This window comes from Dietzia sp. NPDC055877 (assembly GCF_053615975.1).
Genome location: NZ_JBSHCV010000006.1, coordinates 1 through 21,741 on the forward strand (window position 1 = coordinate 1; position 21,741 = coordinate 21,741).

22 protein-coding genes and 1 tRNA gene are annotated in these 21,741 nt (G+C 69.6%); 8 read left to right on the forward strand and 15 right to left on the reverse strand.

The window, feature by feature from the left end:
* The first annotated feature begins 186 nt into the window (after window positions 1-186).
* A complete protein-coding gene (locus ACWGLC_RS08740) occupies window positions 187-840 on the forward strand; it encodes a hypothetical protein (RefSeq protein WP_452099514.1) in 654 nt (217 codons plus the stop codon).
* A 58-nt stretch (window positions 841-898) separates the two neighbouring features.
* Here the strand turns inward: ACWGLC_RS08740 and ACWGLC_RS08745 are convergent, their stop codons facing one another.
* The 4 genes from ACWGLC_RS08745 to ACWGLC_RS08760 all read right to left on the reverse strand — a co-directional run bounded on the left by ACWGLC_RS08745 (window position 899) and on the right by ACWGLC_RS08760 (window position 5,743).
* Window positions 899-1,042 (reverse strand): hypothetical protein, encoded by a 144-nt coding sequence (locus ACWGLC_RS08745; RefSeq protein WP_452099515.1) that lies wholly within the window; start codon window positions 1,040-1,042, stop codon window positions 899-901.
* Window positions 1,043-1,095: 53 nt separating this feature from the next.
* The gene (locus tag ACWGLC_RS08750; protein WP_452099516.1) at window positions 1,096-2,271 is read right to left on the reverse strand and encodes an aminotransferase class I/II-fold pyridoxal phosphate-dependent enzyme; all 1,176 of its coding nucleotides are present in this window, start codon (window positions 2,269-2,271) and stop codon (window positions 1,096-1,098) included.
* Between the two features lie 35 nt (window positions 2,272-2,306).
* Entirely contained in the window at window positions 2,307-3,932 is a 1,626-nt protein-coding gene (locus tag ACWGLC_RS08755; RefSeq protein ID WP_452099517.1) for an SLC13 family permease, read from the reverse strand.
* Between the two features lie 179 nt (window positions 3,933-4,111).
* Window positions 4,112-5,743 carry an AMP-binding protein gene (locus ACWGLC_RS08760; protein ID WP_452099518.1) on the reverse strand — a complete coding sequence of 544 codons (1,632 nt, stop codon included), beginning with the start codon at window positions 5,741-5,743 and terminating at the stop codon, window positions 4,112-4,114.
* A 191-nt stretch (window positions 5,744-5,934) separates the two neighbouring features.
* Between ACWGLC_RS08760 and ACWGLC_RS08765 the strand changes: the two genes are divergently transcribed.
* Both ACWGLC_RS08765 and idi read left to right on the forward strand, forming a co-directional pair.
* Complete coding sequence (locus tag ACWGLC_RS08765) at window positions 5,935-7,092, forward strand: acyl-CoA dehydrogenase family protein (protein WP_452099519.1); 1,158 nt, start codon at window positions 5,935-5,937, stop codon at window positions 7,090-7,092.
* 130 nt (window positions 7,093-7,222) lie between these two features.
* Complete coding sequence (idi, locus tag ACWGLC_RS08770; protein WP_452099520.1) at window positions 7,223-7,771, forward strand: isopentenyl-diphosphate Delta-isomerase; 549 nt, start codon at window positions 7,223-7,225, stop codon at window positions 7,769-7,771.
* Between the two features lie 32 nt (window positions 7,772-7,803).
* Here the strand turns inward: idi and ACWGLC_RS08775 are convergent, their stop codons facing one another.
* The 3 genes from ACWGLC_RS08775 to ACWGLC_RS08785 all read right to left on the reverse strand — a co-directional run bounded on the left by ACWGLC_RS08775 (window position 7,804) and on the right by ACWGLC_RS08785 (window position 12,146).
* Complete coding sequence (locus ACWGLC_RS08775) at window positions 7,804-9,774, reverse strand: calcineurin-like phosphoesterase C-terminal domain-containing protein (protein ID WP_452099521.1); 1,971 nt, start codon at window positions 9,772-9,774, stop codon at window positions 7,804-7,806.
* 303 nt (window positions 9,775-10,077) lie between these two features.
* Entirely contained in the window at window positions 10,078-11,334 is a 1,257-nt protein-coding gene (purD, locus tag ACWGLC_RS08780; protein WP_452099522.1) for a phosphoribosylamine--glycine ligase, read from the reverse strand.
* 80 nt (window positions 11,335-11,414) lie between these two features.
* Entirely contained in the window at window positions 11,415-12,146 is a 732-nt protein-coding gene (locus ACWGLC_RS08785) for a TetR/AcrR family transcriptional regulator (RefSeq protein WP_452099523.1), read from the reverse strand.
* 128 nt (window positions 12,147-12,274) lie between these two features.
* Between ACWGLC_RS08785 and ACWGLC_RS08790 the strand changes: the two genes are divergently transcribed.
* Window positions 12,275-12,703: an HIT family protein gene (locus ACWGLC_RS08790; RefSeq protein ID WP_452099524.1), complete on the forward strand. Its 429-nt coding sequence runs from the start codon at window positions 12,275-12,277 to the stop codon at window positions 12,701-12,703.
* An 11-nt stretch (window positions 12,704-12,714) separates the two neighbouring features.
* Here the strand turns inward: ACWGLC_RS08790 and ACWGLC_RS08795 are convergent, their stop codons facing one another.
* Together ACWGLC_RS08795 and ACWGLC_RS08800 are read right to left on the reverse strand one after the other, a co-directional pair.
* Window positions 12,715-13,107, reverse strand: a complete 393-nt coding sequence (locus ACWGLC_RS08795; RefSeq protein WP_452099525.1) for a nuclear transport factor 2 family protein — start codon at window positions 13,105-13,107, stop codon at window positions 12,715-12,717.
* 18 nt (window positions 13,108-13,125) lie between these two features.
* Window positions 13,126-13,539: a nuclear transport factor 2 family protein gene (locus ACWGLC_RS08800; RefSeq protein ID WP_452099526.1), complete on the reverse strand. Its 414-nt coding sequence runs from the start codon at window positions 13,537-13,539 to the stop codon at window positions 13,126-13,128.
* 69 nt (window positions 13,540-13,608) lie between these two features.
* Here ACWGLC_RS08800 and ACWGLC_RS08805 point away from each other — a divergent pair, with 69 nt between their 5' ends.
* Window positions 13,609-13,878, forward strand: a complete 270-nt coding sequence (locus ACWGLC_RS08805; RefSeq protein WP_452099527.1) for a hypothetical protein — start codon at window positions 13,609-13,611, stop codon at window positions 13,876-13,878.
* A gap of 1 nt (window position 13,879) precedes the next feature.
* Here the strand turns inward: ACWGLC_RS08805 and ACWGLC_RS08810 are convergent, their stop codons facing one another.
* Together ACWGLC_RS08810 and ACWGLC_RS08815 are read right to left on the reverse strand one after the other, a co-directional pair.
* Window positions 13,880-14,245, reverse strand: coding sequence for an META domain-containing protein (locus ACWGLC_RS08810; RefSeq protein WP_452099528.1), 366 nt, complete (start codon window positions 14,243-14,245; stop codon window positions 13,880-13,882).
* Between the two features lie 43 nt (window positions 14,246-14,288).
* Window positions 14,289-14,361 (reverse strand) — tRNA-Thr (locus ACWGLC_RS08815).
* 135 nt (window positions 14,362-14,496) lie between these two features.
* Between ACWGLC_RS08815 and ACWGLC_RS08820 the strand changes: the two genes are divergently transcribed.
* The 3 genes from ACWGLC_RS08820 (at window position 14,497) to ACWGLC_RS08830 (ending at window position 17,642) form a co-directional block, all read left to right on the forward strand.
* The gene (locus tag ACWGLC_RS08820; protein ID WP_452099529.1) at window positions 14,497-15,879 is read left to right on the forward strand and encodes a threonine/serine ThrE exporter family protein; all 1,383 of its coding nucleotides are present in this window, start codon (window positions 14,497-14,499) and stop codon (window positions 15,877-15,879) included.
* Between the two features lie 75 nt (window positions 15,880-15,954).
* Entirely contained in the window at window positions 15,955-16,137 is a 183-nt protein-coding gene (locus tag ACWGLC_RS08825; RefSeq protein ID WP_452099530.1) for a hypothetical protein, read from the forward strand.
* 56 nt (window positions 16,138-16,193) lie between these two features.
* Complete coding sequence (locus ACWGLC_RS08830) at window positions 16,194-17,642, forward strand: alpha,alpha-trehalose-phosphate synthase (UDP-forming) (RefSeq protein WP_452099531.1); 1,449 nt, start codon at window positions 16,194-16,196, stop codon at window positions 17,640-17,642.
* Window positions 17,643-17,673: 31 nt separating this feature from the next.
* On the opposite strand, the gene ACWGLC_RS08835 is transcribed toward ACWGLC_RS08830, so the two are convergent.
* The 4 genes from ACWGLC_RS08835 to ACWGLC_RS08850 are packed head-to-tail and all read right to left on the reverse strand — an operon-like array spanning window position 17,674 to window position 21,738.
* Window positions 17,674-18,546, reverse strand: a complete 873-nt coding sequence (locus tag ACWGLC_RS08835; RefSeq protein WP_452099532.1) for a hypothetical protein — start codon at window positions 18,544-18,546, stop codon at window positions 17,674-17,676.
* A complete protein-coding gene (locus ACWGLC_RS08840) occupies window positions 18,543-19,085 on the reverse strand; it encodes a hypothetical protein (RefSeq protein WP_452099533.1) in 543 nt (180 codons plus the stop codon). Before ACWGLC_RS08840 ends, ACWGLC_RS08835 begins: the two co-directional genes overlap by 4 nt.
* On the reverse strand, window positions 19,085-20,503 hold the full coding sequence (locus ACWGLC_RS08845) for an MCE family protein (RefSeq protein WP_452099534.1): 1,419 nt from the start codon (window positions 20,501-20,503) through the stop codon (window positions 19,085-19,087). Before ACWGLC_RS08845 ends, ACWGLC_RS08840 begins: the two co-directional genes overlap by 1 nt.
* Complete coding sequence (locus ACWGLC_RS08850) at window positions 20,500-21,738, reverse strand: MCE family protein (RefSeq protein ID WP_452099535.1); 1,239 nt, start codon at window positions 21,736-21,738, stop codon at window positions 20,500-20,502. The genes ACWGLC_RS08845 and ACWGLC_RS08850 overlap by 4 nt, the downstream gene beginning before the upstream one ends.
* Between the last annotated feature and the right edge of the window lie 3 nt (window positions 21,739-21,741).

The window sequence follows — 21,741 nt, forward strand, 5'->3', positions numbered from 1 at the left end:
GACATATACGAACTCGCTGCTTAATTTCAGTGGCCACTTTAGCGGGAACACTCCACCGACGACCCCCATGCTGCGCTGCGCTACCGCCCCTCCGCAGCCCTGGCCAAGCAGATCCGCCTACGGGATGGCACCTGCCGCCACCCCGGATGCACCGTCCCGGCCGACGCCTGTGATCTGGACCATGTCGTGCCGTTCAACCACGCCGACCCCACCCAAGGTGGACAGACAGTCGAATCGAACATGGCCTGCCTGTGCCGCCGGCATCACCGGTTCAAAACCTTCAACGACTGGCACTACCAACTCGACCCCGACGGCACCCTGATCATCACCACCGACCAAGGCCACACCATGGTCACCCACCCCGACGGGCCCCTGGCCGACTATCGGCGCGAGCAGGCCCGGGTCGAAACCGCCGCGTGGGAGAAGCAACAACGCCGCAACCCCGACCCCGGACGCGCGGCCGCCACCGGCGGCGCCAGCCCGACCGGGCGTGCCACCAAAACCTCCTGGGCCCGACGCGACGCCCGCCAACACACCCACCGCGACACACAACGCAGCCACAACGCCGCCAACCGCCAAGCAGCGAGCCAGGACGCCGCCGCCCAAGCCAGACACCAGGCCCGCAACACCGCCCGCGCCACAGCACTCGCCAAAGCCGGAGCCACATTCCAGCCCATCACCGTGACTATCGAACCCCGGACCATCATCGACCTACCAGCCCACCGCCACAGCCGCTGGTGGAACCGAAACCACCACCGCTACCACCCACCCGGAAACAGCGCCCTGGAAAACCAACTCAAAACCATCATCGACAACCTCACCGACCCACCGCCCTTCTAACCGACGCAGGGTGGGCGGCAACCAGGCAGACCGAGGTTCGGCGGGGCCAGCAGGTCGATCAGGAGATCATGGACCCACCGGTGGACCCGTTGAAGATCTGCGAGGCGTTGAGGTAGACCTCCTCGACCGGCAGCGGTGCCTGCAGCAGTAGCCACGGCCGAAGGATGTAGACGCCGATGGTAATGATCTCTGCGGAACCCATGGGGTGAAGGTAGCCCGCCGCGGCAACCTGTGGGGTGAGCTACGCCTTGAGAACTAATCCACCAACACAGCCTCGAGGCGGACCATGGCCTCGGCGATCTCGTCGGTGCTGCCCGCGAAGCTCAACCGGACGGTGTGCCGGCCATCGACGGTGTCGAAGTCGACGCCGGGCGTGAGCGCGACCCCGGTTCGGTCGAGGACGTCGGCGCACCAGGCGACGGAGTCGTCGGTCCAGCGCGACACGTCGAAGTAGGCGTAGAACGCGCCGTCCGGTGGGGCCACCTCCTCGACTCCCAGCTCCCCCAGCCGCCGCAGCACGAGCTCACGATTGCGGGCGTAGCGCTCGACATGCCCGTCGAGTTCGGCAGCCGAGGCCTCGGTGAACGCCGCGACGGCCGCGAACTGCGCGTCGGCGGGCGGACAGATGGTGAGGTTGCCGATCAGCCGGTCCACGGGATCGCGCAGGTACTCGGGTAGCAGCATCCAACCGATCCGCCACCCGGTCATCGAGAAGTACTTGGACACCGACCCCATCACCACAGCGTCGCGGCTGGTCTGCCACGCGCTCGCGCACTCCCGGCCGTACGTGACCCCGTGATAGATCTCGTCGCTGACGAGCAGGGTCCCGTTCGCCGAACACCAGCGGGTGAGGTCGGCGAGCGCGCCCGAGTCGATGATCGTGCCGGTGGGGTTGGCGGGGCTGGCCACGATCAGTCCCGCCGGTGCGTGGCCGAGGTCGGCCGTGACTGCCTCGAGCTGCGCGACCGTCGGTTGGTAGCGGGTCTCGGGCCCGCACGCGATCTCGCGCACGTGGCACCCCAACGCCTGGAGGGTGTTGCGGTAGGCGGGATAGCCGGGACGCGCCATCACCACGGTGTCGCCAGCATCGAACGCGGCGAGGAAGAGCACGGTGAAGCCGCCGGAGGACCCGGTGGTGACGACGACGTCGTCGACGGTCACGTCCACGCCGTCCCGTCGCCGGTGATACGTCGCGATCGCCTCGCGGAGGGGGCGGATCCCGAGCGCCTCCGTGTACCCGAGGATCTCCGTGTCGAGGGCGTGATGCGCGGCCGCCAGCACCGGGCCGGGTGCCGGTGTCGACGGCTGCCCGGCACAGAGGGAGATCACATCGCCGTGGGTCTCCTGCCGGCGGGCCGCGGCGGCCAGGACGCTCATGACGTGGAACGGCTCGACGGCCGAGCGGCGGGAGGGCTCGCGGAAGGCGGACATGACACAGACGTTAGCGTCCGCGTTCGAGGCGGTGGCTACACAGTCAACCCGAACACCCACACCAGCAGCGTCATGGTGACCAGGGTGATGGCCACCAGCCCGAACAGGTTGAGCCAGATCCCGCCCCGGACCATCTGCCCGATCGTCACGTACCCCGATCCGTAGGCGATCGCGTTGGGCGGAGTGGCCACGGGAAGCATGAACGCACAGCTCGCGGCGAGGGCGACAGGCACGGCCAGCAGCATCGGGTCGACACCCAGACCGATGGCGACGCCACCGGCCACCGGCAGGAACGTCGCGGCAGTAGCGGTGTTGCTGGTGAGCTCGGTGAGAATCAGGACCCCGCCGGCCGCGACGAGGACCAGGAGGACGATTGGCAGCGCTCCCAGCGCCGCGGCCTGCTCGCCGATCCATACGGTGAGGCCGGATGCGGAGAACTGCGCGGACAGCGCGAGGCCGCCGCCGAACAACAACAGCACGCCCCATGGCAGCTCCAGGGCCGCGTTCCAGGTGAGCAGCCGAACCCCACGCGCCGTTCCGGCGGGCAGCAGGAACAGCAGCAGGCCGGCGATCAGCGCGATTCCCGCGTCCGTGACGGGCGGGGTCTCCCACACCAGCGGGACCGCCACCCAGGCGACGGCCGCCGCGACGAACACCACGAGGACGCGCTTCTCCCCGGACGAGGTCGTGCCGAGCTTGCGGAGCTCGTCGTCGAACAGCTCGCGGCCGCCCGGGATCTCCTCGAGCTCGGGCTTGAACAGCACCTTGGTGAGGAGGAACCACGTGAACACCAGCATGACCACGGCGAGCGGCAGGCCCACCAGCATCCACCGTCCGAAGCCCAGGACGATGTCGAACTCGGTCTCCAGGTAACCGGCCAGCAGGGTGTTGGGCGGGGTACCGATGATGGTCGCCAGCGACCCGACGGAGGCCGCGTAGGCGATGCCCAGCATGAGCGAGGTGCCGAAGTTGGACCGGATGACGGTCTTGGCGGCCTCGTCCATGGACGCCCCGGAGCCGTCATCCGCCGTGGCCTCCCGTCCGAGTTCGGAGGCCAGCATGAGCACGGAGACACCGATCGGCAGCATCATCACCGCGGTCGCCGTGTTGGACACCCACATGCTGAGGAAGCCGGTGGCGATCATGAACCCGGCCACCACCCTCGTGGACCGGGTCCCCATCGCGCGCACGGTGAGCAACGCGATTCGTCTGTGCAGGTTCCACCGCTGCATCGCGATGGCGATGAGGAACCCGCCCATGAACAGGAAGATGATGTTGTTCCCGTACTCGGCGCCGACGTCGTCCACCGTGATGTCGGTGCCGAACACAGGGAACGCGACGAGGGGCACGAGCGCGGTCGCCGGGATGGGCAGACACTCGGTCATCCACCAGATCCCCAACAGGACGGCGACGGCGGCGGTGAGCCGCGCGTTGTGCTCGAGGTCGCCCGGCATGACGAAGTAGACCAACAGAGCTGCCGCCACGCCCGCGACCACCCCGACGACCGAGCGGATGAACTCGCTGCGGGGCACCGCCTCGTCGAGCTCGCCCGGCGACCGCTGGTCGATCTCGGCACCCCGGTCGGGGTCCGGCTCCAGTCCCTGTAGGTGCGGGGCCAACACGATCTTGCGATCGTCGTTCCCGTCGTCGTGTTCGGCCATCTCGTCTCCCTTGTCCGCCTCACCGTCCTACCCGGTGCAGGGCGGCTCTACGGTAGCGGTCTGCAGGCCGGGCCCACATTCGGACCACACCTACAGGACGACCGCCGGGGCACGCTGGCCGCCACCGACGTTCTGTCGCCGTCACTGCGAAAAATGACGCCCGGCGAGTAGCGCGCTGCTCAGTTCTGGCCCGAACGCTCCTTGCGGAGCAGGAAGCGCTGGATCTTGCCCGAGGGGGTCTTGGGCAGCTCGCGTGCGAAGTGGATCCTGCGGGGGAACGCGTGCGCCGCGAACTCGGTCTTGACCCACTTCTGGAGCTCGGCGGCCTTGTCGTCGTCGCCCTCCACCCCGTCCCGTAGCACGACGTACGCCTCCAGGACCTCGCCCGCGAGGTCGTCGGGCACGCCGATGATCGCCGACTCGAGGACGTCCGGGTGCTTGGCGAGGACCGACTCCACATCGAAGGGGCCGATGCGGTAACCGGACATGATGATCACGTCGTCGTCGCGGCTGGAAAAGTAGAAGTGCCCGTCGTCGTCGAGCTTGGCGGCGTCACCGGTGTAGTACCAGCGCCCGTCCTTGCTGAACCGCTCGGCGGTCTTCTCGGGCGCCTCGTGGTAGCCCGTGAACCACATGAGCGGGCTCGCGGGCACGTCGATCGCCACCCGGCCGAGCTCGCCCGTCGGGGCGGGCACGTCGGTGTCGGCGGCGAGGACTGCGCAGGTCCATCCCGGAAGAGGCACACCCATCGAGCCGGGGCGGACGTCCTCGCGCAGCGAGTCGTGCCACGGGTTGATGATGAACATGCCGTGCTCGGTCTGCCCGTACTGGTCGCGGACCTCCACGCCGAACTGCTCGATCGACCAGTCGATCACCTCGGGGGTGAGCGGCTCGCCCGCGGCCGAGGCGCGGCGCAGCTTCACGTCCGCGGGCGCGATGTCGGCCTTGGCGCGCATCGTCCGGTAGACGGTCGGCGCGGCCGCGAAGTTGGTGACGTGGAAGAACTGCAGCACCGCGAACGCCAGCTCCGGCGAGTAGCGCGCGTGCAGCAGGAGGCTACGCCGGCCGACCGCCATCGGGCCGAGGATGCCGTAGTACAAGCCGTACGCCCAGCCCGGGTCGGCGCCGTTCCAGAACACGTCGTCCGCACGCACGTCCAGGCCGGTCTCGATGTACTGGTGGAACGCGGCCAGCGCGCGGACCGGCACCACCACGCCCTTCGGGGTGCCGGTCGTGCCGGAGGTGAAGAGCATGACCATGCCGGCGTCCGGGCCGGTGACCGCGGCGGGGCGGCCGGGCTCCTGGGCGGCGATGATGGTCGCCAGGTCCAGGTCGCCCTCGAGGGCATCGGGGCAGTCGGCGAGCCCCGCCACGACCACCGGGACGTCCGCCTTCTCGATCTTCCCGCGCTGGTCGGCGTCGGAGATGATCACCTTGGCGTCGCCGCCGTTGATACGCATCTCGATCGCGGGCCACGCGAACGCGGTGAACAGCGGCATGTGGACGGCGCCCAGGCGCCAGATGCCCACGAGCGTGAACACCAGGTCCGCCGACTTGGACATCAGCGTGGCCACCCGGTCGCCCTCGGACACCCCGAGGTCGGCCAGCGCTGCGGCGACCTTCTCACTCTCGGTGCGCAGTTCGCTGTAGGTGATGTCGCGGCCGGAGAGATCGGCGTCGATGACCGTGAAGGCCACGGCCTCCGGGTCATGCCGGTCGCAGAGGAACTCCGCGGCACTGGCGCCGGGGACGTCGTAGATCGCCAGCAGTTGCTCCGGCGACAGGGGCGTGGACGCGGTGTTCTGGGTCATACCCATCGATTCTGGTCGAGTGGCCGGATACTGCGCCACCACCACCCACCGACGGGCACCCCCGGTTTCGGGGCTGGCCCGCCGCGGCGACGCCGGTGCAGTCTGGCGGTGCACTCTAATGGAACATCTATCTGTTTTCGCATGCACGCTGTTTGTGCCCGCACGACTACCGAACGCCCCCGGAGGACCCCATGGCCGTCGACCGACTGCTCCCCACCGACGAGGCCTACGAGCTGCTCGAGATGACCCGCGACGTCGCGGACAAGCTGCTCGAGCCGATCGCCGCAGAGCACGAGCGGAACCACACTTACCCGGAGGGGCTGTTCGCGCAGCTCGGCGAGGTCGGGCTGCTCGGCCTTCCCTACCCCGAGGAGTTCGGCGGCGGCGACCAGCCGTACGAGGTGTACCTGCAGGTGCTCGAGGAGCTCGGCGCGCGCTGGGCCGCCGTCGCCGTGGCCACCAGCGTGCACGGACTGTCCTGCTTCCCGCTGGCCACCGCCGGTTCCGACGAGCAGAAGGCCGAGTGGCTGCCCGGGTTGCTCGCCGGTGAGCAGATCGGCGCGTACTCGCTGTCCGAGCCGCAGGCCGGGTCCGACGCGGCGGCGCTGCGCTGCCGGGCTGTCCGGGAGGGCGATGGCCCGGGCGCCGAGTACGTGGTCACCGGTACCAAGTCGTGGATCACCCACGGCGGGATCGCCGACGTCTACAACACCTTCCTGCGCACCGGCGAGGGCTCGCGCGGCATCTCCTGCCTGCTCGTGCCGCGTGACACCGAGAACCTGCACTTCGGCAAGCCCGAGGACAAGATGGGCCTCAACGGCGTGCCCACCACCACCGCGTCCTACGAGGGCGCCCGGGTCGACGCCGGCCGACTGATCGGCGCCGAGGGCGACGGCCTGCGGATCGCGTTCTCGGCCCTGGACTCGGGCCGCCTCGGGATCGCCGCGGTCGCGACCGGCATCGCCCAGCGGGCCCTCGACGACGCCGTGGCCTACGCCAACGAGCGCGAGGCGTTCGGCAAGACCATCATCGGCCACCAGGGCCTGGGCTTCCTGCTCGCCGACATGGCCGCCGCAGTCGGCTCCGCCCGCTCCACCTACCTGGATGCCGCGCGCCGCAAGGACGCCGGCCGCCCGTACTCGCGCGAGGCGTCGATCGCCAAGCTCACCGCCACCGACGCGGCCATGAAGGTCACCACCGACGCCGTCCAGGTGCTCGGCGGCGTCGGCTACACCCGCGAGTTCCCGGCGGAGCGCTACATGCGCGAGGCCAAGATCACCCAGATCTTCGAGGGCACCAACCAGATCCAGCGCCTGGTGATCGCGCGTGGAATGACGGACCGGGCATGACGGACCGGGCATGACGGACCGGAAACGACGGAGCGGAAATGACGGAGCGAGCATGACGAACTGAGCCCGGCACCCCGGGGCGGGACGCGCGGTCGGCTGCGCGCCCCGCCCTGCGCCTATGGTGGGCCGCATGCCCCCGCACTCTGACTCCCCCGCCCCCGCCGAGTACGTCGTTCTGCTCGACGAGGACGGCACCCCCGTCGGCTCCGCCGACAAGGCGGTCATCCACACCGACGCCACCCCCCTGCACCTGGCCTTCTCGTGCCATCTGGTCGACGACGACGGGCGGGTTCTGCTGACCCGACGCGCACTGGGGAAGTTGACCTGGCCGGGGATCTGGACCAACTCGTTCTGCGGCCACCCCGGGCCCGGCGAGGACCCGGCCGAGGCGATCGTGCGCCGGGCGGAGCAGGAACTGGGCACGCGGGTCGACTCGATCGAGCCCGCGATCCCCGATTTCCGTTACCGCGCCGTCGACGACTCCGGGGTGGTCGAGAACGAGATCTGCCCGGTGTTCACCGCCCGCATCCGCGCTGACCTGAACCCGCACCCCGACGAGGTGTGCGCCCACCACTGGGCTCGCCCCGAGGATGTGCGCGCCGCCGTCGACGCCACGCCCTTCGCGTTCAGCCCGTGGATGGTGGCGCAGGTTCCGCGGATGGCGCTCTACTCCCGCTGAGCGCCACCCGCGTGACCTCCGGCCGGCCGCGCCTACCACGCGCCGGCGGTTCGGCGCCGGTGGTTCAGCGCCGGCAACTCGGCGGCAGCCGCATCGACGGTGAAGGTGAGCGTGTCCGTGTAGGTCACGCCGTACCGGTCGGTCCCGCTGATCTCGACGGTGTGTTCGCCCGCCTCGAGATCGGACGGCAGGTCGAACCGCCACACGTGCGGGCTCGCCTGCGCCATCGCTCCGCTGCTCGACAGGTTGTGCGTGGCCGAGACCGGGTCGGTGAACTCCCACCCCTTGTTGAGCGCCTCACCAGTCGCCGGCTGCGTGTGCGTGCCCTCGGTCGCCTCGCCGCCGTCCAGTGAGAAGCTCACGTCGGCAGCGGTGGAGCCGGCGAAGAAGCTGGTCGAGATCCAGGCCTCGCCCGAGCGGACGTCCTCCAGCGACACGGTGTCGGTCGCGATCGGGCCGGGGCCCTCGCCCGCCTTGTCGTCGTCCTGCCACTGCTGCGCCTCCTCGGCCCACGCGCGCCAGGTGGGGCTGTTGACCCCGGTGAGGAACTGCTTGTCCTGCGGCTCGCCCCGGACGGTGTAGTACTCGGACCGCTCGGTGCCGTCGAACTCGAAGGTCAGTACGCCCGGCTCGGCGGCGTCCGAGGTGTAGGAGTAGGGCACGCCGTCGTCGTTGAGCTCACCCGAGTACCAGGAACCCGACACCGCGCCAGCCACGACCTGGTCGTGGGTCAGCTCGGGGACCCCCGCGTCCGCCCACTCCGCGCGCTGATCGCCCGCGATGTGATTCTCGAGCGTGTGGGTGTGGCCGCCGACGGTCACGGCGTTCGGGTAGTCGGCCAGGATCTCGTAGAGCTCGCTGGCGTTGTCGGTGACGACCCCCGTGTAGCTGACGATGGGGGCGTGCGCGGCCACCACGATCGGTGTGTTCTCGTCCACGGTGGCCAGATCGTTGCGGAGCCATTCGAGCTGCTCGTCGGTGATCGCCTCGGCGTATCCGCCGTTGCCGCCATCGGCCGACGCGCCGTTGTAGATGACGTTGAACAGGCCCACGAAGTGCGTCTGGCCCACGTCGTAGGAGTAGTACGGGGCGCCGAAGTCGCGCCGGTAGGTGTCGACGGAGTTCTCCGGGCCCGCAGCATCGAAGTCCATGTCGTGATTACCCGGGATGGCGCGCACCGGGCCGTTGGCCGCGGCGTAAGAGTCCTTGAGCGCAGGGTTCAGCGCGAGGTCGTCGCCCACGTTGTCGCCCAGGAGCAGGAGGCCGCAACCCGCGTAGTCGTCGCGGGCCATGAGGTCGGCGATCGCGCCGGCGCGCGCGTACTCCATCTCCTCCATGTCGTATGCCTGGGTATCCGAGGCGATCGCGCAGGACTGCTCGGCAGCCGCGGTGGCCCCGGAGGCCGACATCGGGAAGTTCACGGCCTTCGGAAGATCTCCGGTCGGCTCGAGGCCGCCGAACTCCAGCTCCGGCGAGCCCTCCGGGTAGTGGTTGTAGCTGAACTGGGCGAAGTTCTGCTCGTCGACCGGCACCTGCCAGCCGGCCGGCTGGGTCACGAACGCGGTGAAGTCGCCGCGGACCGGCAGCTCGTAGCGGCCCTCGGCATCGGTCTGGGCCACGTCGAGGCCGTTGGAGACGCTGACCCCCGGAATGCCGGCTTCCCCACCGTCAATCCGCGAGTTCTTGTTGGCGTCGTCGAACACCTGACCTGTGAGGATCTCCGGATTCTCGGCCTCGCCGTCGACCACCTGGACGCCTCCGGCGTAGAGGCCGTCGTTGCCGGGCCCGCCGGGTCCGCCGGGGAGAAGGTCGCCGAGCGAGCCGGTGAGCGATCCGCTCGACCCGTCGGCCCCGCTCACCGATCCGAGGGGCAGGCTCCCACCGTCCTGGGCCATGGCGGGCGTGACGGACAGCCCGACCGCGGCGACGGCCGACACCCCGGCCACCGCGATTCGAACCCCGGCGAGGCGCGCGGCGCCTGCACGGTTCGCTTGCAGATACATCGGTTCTCCTTCAGGAAAAGTGAAGTGCTTCTTGCGAAGTCGAACCGTAGGGAGCGGGCGGAACATCGAAGTGTCGCCACGGGGGCACGAACCTGAACACGAACCGTCCACCCGTGATCACCGTGGCCACATAGCGTTGATGACCGATCAGCGATCGCCGCCGAGCTCCACATAGTGGACTGGTGTGACCACATTGTGAAATCCCGGCGGCGCGTGGAAATAAGGATTCAGTGAACCCGCCTCCCGGCGGGCGAGTCGGGGCGGGCCGGGAGGCAGTCAGGAGACGCCCGGGACGAGCCGAGATCAGCCGGGGATGCTGATGCGTCCCTCTTCGGCGGCCTGGCCGATGTCACGCCGGAAGTGGCCTCCGGCCAGCCCGACCCCGTCGAGGATCCGGTACGCCTCGGCGCGGGCGGCGGCCAGGTCGGCGCCGGTGCCGACCACCGACAGCACGCGCCCGCCGGCGGAGACCAGGTGGCCGTCGGCGTCGCGGGCGGTGCCGGCGTGCAGCACGCCCGGCTGCTCGGCGCCCTCGATGAGGTCACCGCGACGCGGCACGCCCGGGTAGTTCTCGGCGGCCAGCACCACGGTCACCGCGGCGCCGTCGCGCCACACCAGCGGCGGCTGCTCGGCGAGCGTGCCGGTGGCCACGGCGTGCAGGGTCTGCCCGAGAGGCGATTCGAGCAGCGCGAGGACGGCCTGGGTCTCGGGGTCGCCGAAGCGGCAGTTGAACTCCACGACCTCGGGCCCGTTGGAGGTGATCGCGAGCCCGGCGTAGAGCAGCCCGGAGAAGCCACATCCGCGTGCCACCATCTCGCGGGCGACGGGCTCGCACACCTCGCTGACGATCCGTTCGACCATGCCGTCCGGCAGCCACGGCAGCGGGGTGTAGGCGCCCATGCCGCCGGTGTTGGGGCCGCGGTCGCCCTCGCCGACGCGCTTGTGGTCCTGGGCGGGCAGCAGCGGGACGACCGTCTCGCCGTCGACGAGGCAGAACAGGGAGACCTCGGGGCCGTCGAGGAAGGACTCGAGCAGGACCGGGTGGCCGTCGTCGAGGCAGGCCAGCGCGTGGGCGTGGGCGGCGGCGCGGTCCCCGGTCACCACGACGCCCTTGCCTGCGGCCAGGCCGTCGTCCTTGACCACCCAGGTGGGTCCGAAGCGGTCGAGGGCCTCGTCGAGGTCCGCGGGCGAGTCGACGATCTCGGCGCGTGCGGTGCGCACGCCGGCGGCGGCCATGACGTCCTTGGCGAACGCCTTGGAGCCCTCGATGCGCGCCGCGTCGGCGGACGGTCCGAAGACGGGGATGGAGGCGGCGCGTAGCGCGTCCGCGACGCCGGCGACGAGGGGGACCTCGGGTCCGACGACGACGAGCTCGGCGCCGACCCGGCGGGCTAGCGCGGTGACCGCCGCGGGGTCCGTCACCGAGACGTCATGACTGGTCGCCTGCGCCATGCCGGGGTTCCCCGGCGCGACATGGAGCTCCGTCACCACCGGGTCGGCCGCGAGGGCGACGAGAAGGGCGTGCTCACGGGCACCGGATCCGATCACGAGAATGCGCACAGCGCCTACAGTAGCGCCGCGACCTCATCGCTCTCCCCGGGCCTGGCCGGATCGGCCCGGGATCCGGGACCGGGACGGGCTCAGACCCGCGCGTCGGTGATGATCCCGGGAGGCAGGTCGACCGCGGCCCGGGCCTGGATGGCCCGCTCGGTGAGCAGGTCCGTCAGGCACAGGTCGAGGGTGCGGGCGATCGCCTGGCCGGCGCTCTCGGTGTCCATGGGGTGGACCCCGAACATCGCCTGCGCGCTCAGCCCGTCGATCGCCGCCCACATGGCCCGCTGGCCGTCGAGACGCAGTCCGGGCATGAAGGCGCCCTCGTCGATACCGCGATCGACGATGTCCTGCATGACCTCGCGCACCGACATGCCCGACTCGGCGACGACGGACGAGACGCCGAGGGTCTCGAGCATCATCCTCGCCCAGGCGGGCTCGTCGACGGCGAAACCGACGACCGCGATCGCGGCGTTGCGCAGGTCGATGTAGGCGGCCAGCACGGGATCGGTCGTCGCCGTCGTCGGCTCGATCGCGGCGATACGGTCACGCATCGCGGCGAAGCCTCTCCCCGAGACCTCTTCGACCAACTGCTGCCGGTTGGCGAAATGCCGGTACGCGGCCGTTGCCGAGACACCGATCCGGGGGGCGATCTCGCGCAGCACGATCGCCTTCTCACCGGATTCGCGGGCCCGGGCCGTGGCCTCGAGGATGATGGCGTTGCGCAGGTCCCCGTGGTGGTAGGACTTCTTCTTGCCACCCTCGTTCACTGGAGCCGCCTTCGCGGCGTCCGCCGCTGTGGGAACTTGAGCCTCGATCATTGCGACGCTCCTTCTCTTCGCTGTGACATGCGGCCTCCGCCCGTGAGCGGGGCCATATAAAACCCATTAGACCACTTGTTGCCACGAGCCCGCCGGAAGCGCGGGCACGGGTCCGTAGGCTGGGAGTCATGTCGACGGTATTCAGCAAGATCATCGCCGGTGAGCTACCGGGCCGGTTCGTCTGGCAGGACCCGGAGGTGGTCGCCTTCCTGACCATCGCGCCGGTCGCGCCCGGGCACACCCTCGTCGTTCCGCGGGCCGAGGTGGACCGCTGGACCGACCTCGAGCCCGCGTTGCTGACGCGGCTCAACGAGGTCGCGCAGGCCGTGGGCAAGGCCGTGCTGAGCGGGTTCGGTGCGTCCCGCGCGGGCTACCTCATCGCCGGTTTCGAGGTGCCACACACGCACATCCACGTCTTCCCCGCGAACGACATGTCCGGTTTCGACCTGTCGCTGGCCGATCCCGACGCCCCGGCCGAGGAGTCCGACGCCGCCGCCGAGACCCTCCGCCGGTCACTGCGCGAGCTGGGCTACGGCGAGTTCGTCCCCGAGGCCTGAGCCCTGAGCCCTCAGTGCCCGAGCGCGTCGGTGACGATTCTCATGTCCTGGTAGTCGACCCACCGGCACACCAGACCGTCGCGAAACTCGAAGAACGCGCCCACCTCGAGCGCGAGGGCCCGGCCGCCGATGGTCAGATGGGTGGTCCGGTTGAGCGCCGCGGTGTCCCCCGCCGCCAGGACGTGGTGGATCGTCACCCTGACGTCGGTCGAGACCTCGCCGTTGAATTCCATGACGTGCCGCAGCCCCTCGTGCCCGTGCACGGTCTGGATCCCCTCGATCCGCAACTCCAGGTCGGGCGTGCAGCATGCGGCGGCCGCCTCGTAGTTCCCCGAGAACGCGGCGTCGACGAGCGCGCGCGCCACGTCGGCGGGGCCGCGTTCGGACATCTGTCGGTCACTCATCCCTCGCTCCTTCGTCCACTACCCGGCGACCGAGTCGATGGACTCCATGCTCTTGTAGTCCGACCACCGCGTGACGAGGCCGTCCTCGACCTCCACGAACGAGCATCCGCGGATCTCGATCCCGCCGCTGGGCAGCAGGTACCGCTCGATCCGACGCAGGGCGACCACCCCGTCGGACTCCAGGATCTCGCCCTCGACGGCGACCTCGAGGATCCCGGACAGCCGGTCGAAATCCGAGACGATGTCGTGGATCCCCTGGTGACCGGAGTAGTGACGTACCTGCCCCGTGGTGTAGACGATGGACGACGACGACAACGCGATCGCCGTGTCCGCGTCACCCGAGACGACGGCCCTCATCCAGGCTGTCGCGATATCAGTGGCCGACTGGTCCATCTCGGGCCCCGCTCCCTGGATATGGTCGATGCTCGTCACACGTCAGCAGTACTCGATTCGAGCATTGATGAGAGCATCCTACCCGCCGACCTCCGAGGTACCTCCACGATGACCTCCCGACCTCAGGACCTCTACCCACAGATGGGCGAAATCGCCAGAACAATAGCGGTTCTCGCCGACGATCTCGCACTCATCCGCGCCGCGAGCGAAACCTGGGACCCAGCTGAGTTGCGCGTCGATTCCGGCTCCTCGTGGTCGACGGACGAGTCGCTTGCGGCCGCGCTCGGCGACCTCGCCGGGGCCGAGGAGGCACTGCGCGCGGCGCGGGGCCGCATCGAGGGCGCATGGGCCGCGATCGGCAGGCTCGCCTCGGACTGACCTACTGCCGGGCGAGCAGCCCGATCTCCCCGCCGTCGATGTTGAAGATCGTCATCTCGTCGCCGTCCACCGTGCCGGTGCGCAGGCGGCTGAGCCAGTCGTCGACATCGAGGCACGCCATCATCGTGGTGGCCACCCCCACGAACTCGACAGTCTGGCCCTCGGCCTCCCAGGTGCCCATGAGGCGGTTGCAGCCGTCGGAGCCGGACAACCGGCCGTCCTCGCCGAGGTCCAGATGGGGGCCGTCAGGCTCTCCCCAGATGCCGACGGGAGACGGCCCCTTCGGCGGGTCGAACGAAGCGCATCCGGAAAGTGGGACCATGCCCCCGAGTATGACCGCGGCGCCGGCCACCAGTGCGCGCTTCATGGGAGCTCCTGTCCCCTGCCGCCGGTACGGCCACCGGCACGAGAGCTGGAGACGAGACTTGAACTCGCAACCGCCCGATTACAAGTCGGGTGCGCTACCAATTGCGCCACTCCAGCACGACCTACGACCACGCGACGGACGCCCGGATCCCCGGGCGGGAAGCCCGGCGGGTGCGAACCCGTCGCGTACTCGGCGATCAGGGATCATCCTAACCTGACCACCGCCGCCGCTCCCGACTACCGTGTCCCTACGTGGAGACCCGCGACGCCCTTTCCCGGTTCACCCGCCCACTGGCGTGGCTGGGTGTCCGCAAGTCCGCGATGGATCTTGCGGCGGAGCCGCCGCTGTCGCCCATGGCGCCGGTGGATCTCGACGACGACGGCGCCGTCACCGACGTACTCAACCTCGCCCTGGAGATCGGTGGCATCCTGCTGTCCTCCGGTGAAGGCGCGGCCGACACTGTCGCGCAGGCCGAGTCCGTGGCCGCGGCGTTCGGTCTTCCCGGCGCGACGGTCGAGGTGACGTTCACATCGTTGACGATCGGCGTGAACCGTCGGCGCGGTCGCCCTCCGCTGTCGGTCATCCGGGTGGTCAACTACCGCACGGTCGACATGACCCGCGTGACACGCGTCGCCCGGCTGATCGACCTCATCGTGCGCCGTCAGCTCACCGTGGACCAGGCCACGGCCGAGGTCGAGAAGATCATCGAGTCCCCACACCCGCACTCGTTCCGGGTGGCCGTGCTGGGCTGGGCGATGCTGGGATGCGCGGTCGTCATCCAGCTCGGTGGCACCCCGCTGGCAGGCCTGTTGTCGATGGTGTCGACGTTCGCCCTGATGTACGCCAACCGCTTCCTCGACGGGATGCGACTGCCGACCTTCTTCCAGCAGGTCGTGGGCGGTTTCATCGCCACCGCGTGGGCACTGGCCGCCTTCGTCCTCGTCGCGGGCGCGTTCATCGAGGTCAGACCATCCCAACTCGTCGCCGCGGGAATCATCGTCCTCCTCGCCGGACTGACACTCGTCGGCTCGATCGAGGACGCCATCACGGGCTTCCCCGTCACCTCGGCCGGCCGCGGGGTCGAGACGCTGATCCTCACCGGCGGCGTCCTGGGCGGCATCACCATCGCGCTCGCGCTCTTCGGCCGCCTCGGCTTCTCCCCTCCCCCGATCGACCCCGCGATCCAGGGCGACGCCGCGGTACACGTGGCGATCCTCGCGGCGGGTGTCGGCGCGGCCGGATTCGCGGTGGCCAGCTACGCCACCGTGCGGGCGACCCTTCTCGCCGCGAGCGTCGGCGCCCTGGGGATGTCGATCTACCAGGCGGTTCTGGGCGCCGGGTTCGACATCGTGGTGGGCTCCGCCCTCGCCGCATGCGCGATGGGCCTGGTCGGCGGCATCCTCGCCCGTATCGCGACCGTCCCGCCGCTGGTGGTGACCATCGCCGGCATCACCCCGTTCCTGCCCGGCCTCTCCGTCTACCGCGGCCTGTCGGCTCTGACGAGCGACCAGACCGGTGTCGGTCTCGGCCTCATGTTCACGGCGCTGGCGATCGCGCTGGCACTGGCCGCCGGCATCGTCTTCGGCGAGTGGATGGCCCGCAATCTCCGCCGGTCGGCAGCCGCCGACCAGTGACGTAGGATCGGCAGGAGGACTTCCGCGCCCCACGCCGGGCGCCGGCGGTCCGACCCCGACCACAGGAGGACATCGATGGCAGCCGCCGCCGACAGCAAAGAGACCGAGATCGACGACCTGGAGCCGGTCGCAGACGAGACCGCGGACCAGGCCCGCCTCGTCGTGGCCTCCTACTCCAAAGACGCCGAGGAGTGCCGCATGCTCCTCGACATGCTCGGCATCGGGCCCGAGACGCCCGAGCCTGCTGTCGCCGAGTAAGCGGCAGCAGCTCAGCGAGCGCAGTACCCGACGGTGACCGGACAGGGAGCAGACGAGTGACACGCGATTCCGGCATGACCCCAGGTGATGCGGGAGCCGACTTCGTCGTCGTCGCCAACAGGCTCCCCGTGGACCTCGTCCGCGATGCCAACGGCACCGAGCACTGGAAGGCCAGCCCCGGCGGTCTCGTGACCGCCCTGGAGTCGATCCTCAGGGCCAACCACGGTGCCTGGGTGGGGTGGCCCGGTGTCCCCGACGCCGCGCCGGAGCCGTTCGACTCCGACGGCATCCGGCTCCACTCGGTCCAGCTGTCCGCCGAGGACATCTCGCAGTACTACGAGGGTTTCTCCAACGCCACCCTGTGGCCGCTGTTCCACGACGTCGTGGTTCCGCCCGAGTACCACCGCGAATGGTGGAACGCCTACCGCGACGTCAACACCCGCTTCGCCGAGGCCACCGCCGCCGCGGCGGCCCCCGGCGCCACCGTGTGGGTCCAGGACTACCAACTCCTGCTCGTCCCGCGACTCCTGCGCGAGCTGCGACCCGATCTGACCATCGGGTTCTTCCTCCACATCCCGTTCCCGCCCGTCGAGCTGTTCATGCAACTGCCGTGGCGCGCGGAGCTGGTCGAGGGCATGCTCGGCGCCGACCTGGTGGGCTTCCACCTGCCCGGCGGGGCCGACAACTTCCGCATCCTCGCCAACAAACTGCGCGGACACCCGTCGGTGCGCCTGACCTCCAGTAAGACCAAGGCCGCCGAGATCCGGGTCGACGACCGCATGGTGCGGGTCGGCGCGTTCCCCATCTCCATCGACTCGGCGGCGGTCGACCGCAGTGCCCGCGGCCGCGAGACCCTGGTCCGCGCCGACCGGCTCCGCCAGGAGGTGGGCTCCCCACGCGTGCTCCTGCTGGGCGTAGACCGACTCGACTACACCAAGGGCATCGACGTGCGGCTGCGCGCGCTCGAGGAGCTGATCGAGGAGGAGCGCCTCGACCCGTCCGAGGTGACTTTGCTGCAGCTGGCCACGCCGAGCCGTGAGCGCGTCGAGCAGTACCAGATCATGCGGTCGCGGATCGAGGAGTCGGTCGGCCGCATCAACGGCATGTACGGCGAGATCGGGCAGCCGGTCGTCACCTACATCCACCGGCCCGTGCCCAAGTCGGAGCTCACCGCGTTCTACGCCGCAGCCGACGTCATGCTGGTCACGCCCGTGCGCGACGGCATGAACCTCGTGGCCAAGGAGTACGTGGCCGCGTGCACCGACGGCGAGGGCGCGCTCGTCCTCAGCGAGTTCGCCGGCGCCGCCAATGAGCTTCGCCAGGCATACCTGTGCAATCCGCACGATCTGGACGGCGTCAAGGACGCCATCATGTCCGCGATCGACGATCCGCGCGAGGAGCGCCGCCGCCGCATGCGGTCGCTACGGCGTCAGGTCCTGGGCAACGACGTCCACGCGTGGGCGCGCCGCTTCTTCACGACCCTCGACGCCACCTCGAACGCCTGAGTCACAGGGCCGGTTTCTCCGGCCGCCCGCGTCACAGGGCGTTGAGCTTGGCCAGCTTCCAGGTGTCGCCCTCGCGCTTCATCTCCAGGCTCAGCCGCGACGCCGAACTGGCGGCCTCGGGGGCATCCTTCGTGGAGACCATGCGGTTGAGCATGACCAGCACGGTGACGTTGTCCTGGTCGACCACGTCCTGCGGTGCCGCGGCGGCGACGGTCGCATAGACGGTGGCCTCCTGCTGCTTGGCCGCCGAGGCGACCGTCGGCATGGACTGCTCCACGAACTCGCCGAGCGCCGGCTCGGTGAGGCCGGGCCGCACGGAGGCGAGGTCCGTGTCGACGGTGCGGTGGTCGTAGGTGAACATCTGGGTGGCGATCTCACGCGCCGCGTCGGTCGCCGCGGTCGGCGCGTTCGCGATCTGTTCCTCGGCTGCCGTGGCCTCGCGGGCTTCGACGTACTGCCAGGTGGCCAACCCCGCGACGACGACGAGGACCACCGACACCGCCGCCAGAATCCTGGTCAGCGCCCGCTGGCGGGCCGGGTCCATCGGTTCGCGGGCCGGGGTGTCTCGCACGTTCGCCGTGGGGGCCGCCGGGTCAGCGGAGTCGCCGGGCGTGGCGGATGCCGCCGCGGTAGATGCGGACGGGGTGGCGGCTGACGGGGTGGTCGCTGCGCCCGCGGCGGTGGCGACGCCTGCCGCGGCTCCGCCTGCTGCGCCTGCTCCGCTTGCTCCGCCGGGAGACGCCTCCATTCCCTCGAAGAGGCCGCCGGCCCGGGCCGCCTCCATCGCACGCTGGCGCGCGGCATCGGCCTTGCGCTGGGCTCGAGCTGCACGCTCGGCTTCGCGCTGGGCGCGGCGGGCGGCGCGGACGTTCGTCTCGGTTGTCTTGTCGTCTGACTCACTCACGGGATGAAGTTCACCCCCGACACCTTCATCACACCGTCGTCATGGCGGTTCACCGTGACGCGCACGCGGTACTGGCGGTCCTGGTTGTCCTCGGCCTTGGGATTGCCGATGGTCTGGTCGATGGCCATGATCACCTCGGCTCGATCGGGGTAGGAGTGCTCGACCGCCGCCGCGGACACCGCGCCGTCGGCCACGACGTTGGTGGTGGTGACGACGTCCTCGTACGAGTCGCGGCGCGGGGCGAACTGCTCGGAGAAGTCGCCCTCGATGAGTCCGACGATCTCGTCCACATCAGCCGACAATGTCTCCTGCCGGATGGTCATGAGTTTGGTCATGACGTCGGTCGCGAAGTCACGGTAGGACGCGTCGAGCTCTGCGGACGAGGCGCGGTCGGCACGGACGGTGGCCGCCTCGTTCCGCTCACTCACCCACAGCCCGGCCGCGACGACCGCCGCGACGAGGCACAGGGCCGCGATCACCGAAACCACGATCAGTCCGGTCCGCCCACCATCGGTGGGGGTCTGGTCAGACTGTGGCACTAGGTCACTCCGTTCGTCAGGATGTCAGCCAGGTCGGCGTCCGCGGCGAGCCGGCTCTCGGTACCGAGGTTCAGCTGACGATACGTCTTGCCGTCGGCGCCGAAGTACTCGCCCGTCTCGGCGTCGTACACCGCGGCGGAGGTACGGATCTCGGGCTCGCCCGAGGTGGACGACGGCACGACGTTGTAGGCATTGGGGTTGTTGCCGGGCGGCCCGACCTCGCTGGTGTTGGGCGGGTTATGGCCCTCGGGCACGTAGTTGCCGGCGCGACACTCCTCGGGGGAGGCTCCCCGACGCCCCGGGAACTCCATGCACGGCAGGTTGCGTGCACCTCGTGCGGCGATCTGCGAGTCCATCGGCACCTTGCAGTAGATCCCGTTGATCAGGGGCGGCACCGACAGATCGGCCGGGGACCGCCGGTCTTCTGCTGGTAGAAACCCCGTCGTGCAGGGCGGGGTCTCGTTGATCTGCAGGTTGAAGTCCACCTTGATCTGGCCGGATTCGCGGGCCCCTTCGATCGCGGTGATAAGCGATGACACCAACGCCGGGTAGATCACCAACAGCTGCTCGATCGAACGGTTATAGACCACGCCGACCTCACCCACGCTGACCAGGTTGGCCACGAGCACCGGCATCGTGGGCTGAAGCTCGTTGAGCACCTTGGTGGCCCGGCCCAGTGCGTCCGGGCCGCGCTGGATCAACGACGTCACCTGGGGTTCGTTCTCACGCAGCTGATCGGTGATGTCGGCGATGTTCCGGGTCCAGGCGCGAATCGAGTCGGACGAGCGCAACTGCGAGTCGAGCACCGGCTCCGCGTCCTCGATGAGCTGACGCGTGACTCCCGAGTTGCGCTGGGCCTCCTCCAGCAGCAGCTGCGCGGAGTCCAGGAACTGCTGCAGGTCCCGGGCAGATCCGTTGAACGCGTCGAACGACTCGGAGATGACCCGCCGCATCTTGGCATCATCGATCGACGCCATGAGAACGGTGGCCTGGTCGAGGACCGGGCCGATGCTCTGCGGCATGTCGACGCGGTCCTCGCCGATCACGGTGCCGTCGGCCATGCGGCCCTCCGGCTTCCCCTCGGGCACGAACTCGACGAACTGCTCGCCCACCGCGGACACACTGCGGATCTCGGCACGCACGTTTTCGGGCACGTCGGCACCGGAGTCGAAGTGGAGCTCGGCCACGACCATGCCGGGCTTGAGCGTCACGGAGTCCACACGGCCGATGGTCTTACCGAGGTAGGAGACGTTGGAGTTTTGGTACAGGCCGCCGGTGTCCGGCATCTCTAGTGCGACATCCGTGCGCTGCCAGCCGAGCGCACGAGGCACCTGGAGGTACACCACCGACATGACCAGCAACGCCACGACGGTGACCACAGAGAAGATCGTCAGCTGGATCTTCACGAGCCGGGTCATCGGGGGGCCTCCTCGGTCGGTGCGGCGGGGCCGCCGGGGTCGTCGGCCGACTGCCCACTGACGGGCGGGTTCCCGGCGTCCGGGTTCTCGACGTCCGCGTCGGGCCGGGGCACGTCCAAGGAGAACGGGTCGGGACTGACCACCGACCCGGGAGCAAGCCCCACGTAGCCCTCGAGGCCGGCCATGCGATTACCGAACTCGGTACCCAGCAGGAACGTCTCCTCCAGACGAGGATTGGTGAGATCTGCGTCGATATAAAGGTTCGCGTAGTCACCGCGCAGGAAGTTGTCGATGCCAGCCTGCGGGAACGGGAAGGTGATGAGCGTGCTCAGCACCCGGGTCATATCGCGGCCGGAGTTGGCCAGTCCCTCGAGCACCGGCGTGAGGTCGCGGAGGTTCGCCACCAGGTTCTGTCCGCCGCCGGCGTCGATAATCTGGTTGGCCTTGTTGCCGAAATCGCCGAGCGAGACCAGCGCGGTGGTCAGTTCCTGCTTCTGGTCGTTGATCAGCCCGACCGCCTCGGGCATCTGCGCGAGAGCACGGGCGAGGGTGTCGTTCTGCTCGTCGATCTGCCGGGCCAGCCGGTCGAGTCCCTCCATCGCGGCGACGATGTCGGCGCGCTGGTCGTCGAGTCCGCTGACGGTGGTCTCCAGCTGGGTGATGACCTCCTTGGCGTCGAGCTGACGGCCGTCGAGGGCGGTGTTGAGCTCCTGCGAGATCGTCTCGAACTGCGCCAGGCCACCGTCGGTGAGGACCACCGACAGTGCCGAGAGCGTCTGCTCGGTGGTCGGGTAGACACCGGCACGCTCGATGGGGATGACATCACCTGCCGCGAGCGTCCCCTCCGCGCTGCCGTCCGGTGGCGGGAACAGCTCGAGGTGCTGCGAACCCAGCAGGCTGGTTTGCCCGATCTTGGCGTAGGCGTTGGCCGGGAGCCGTACTTCCTCGTTGAGTGAGACGGTGACGATTGCGGTATAGTCCTCGACCCTCATCGACGCGATGGAGCCGACATTGACGTCATTGACCCGGACCGGTGAGTTCCGGGTGATGGTGGTGACGTTGGGCATCTCGATGGTGACCTCGTAGGCGCCGTCGCCCTTGCCCTCGGCTCCGGGCAGCGGGAGCGAGTTGAGCCCGTCCCACGCGCAACCGGTCCCGACGAGCAGGACGGTGCTGGCGAGCGCGCCGGCAGCGAGGACCCGCGAACGGAGGATCCTTCCGGTCGGTACGGTCATGCC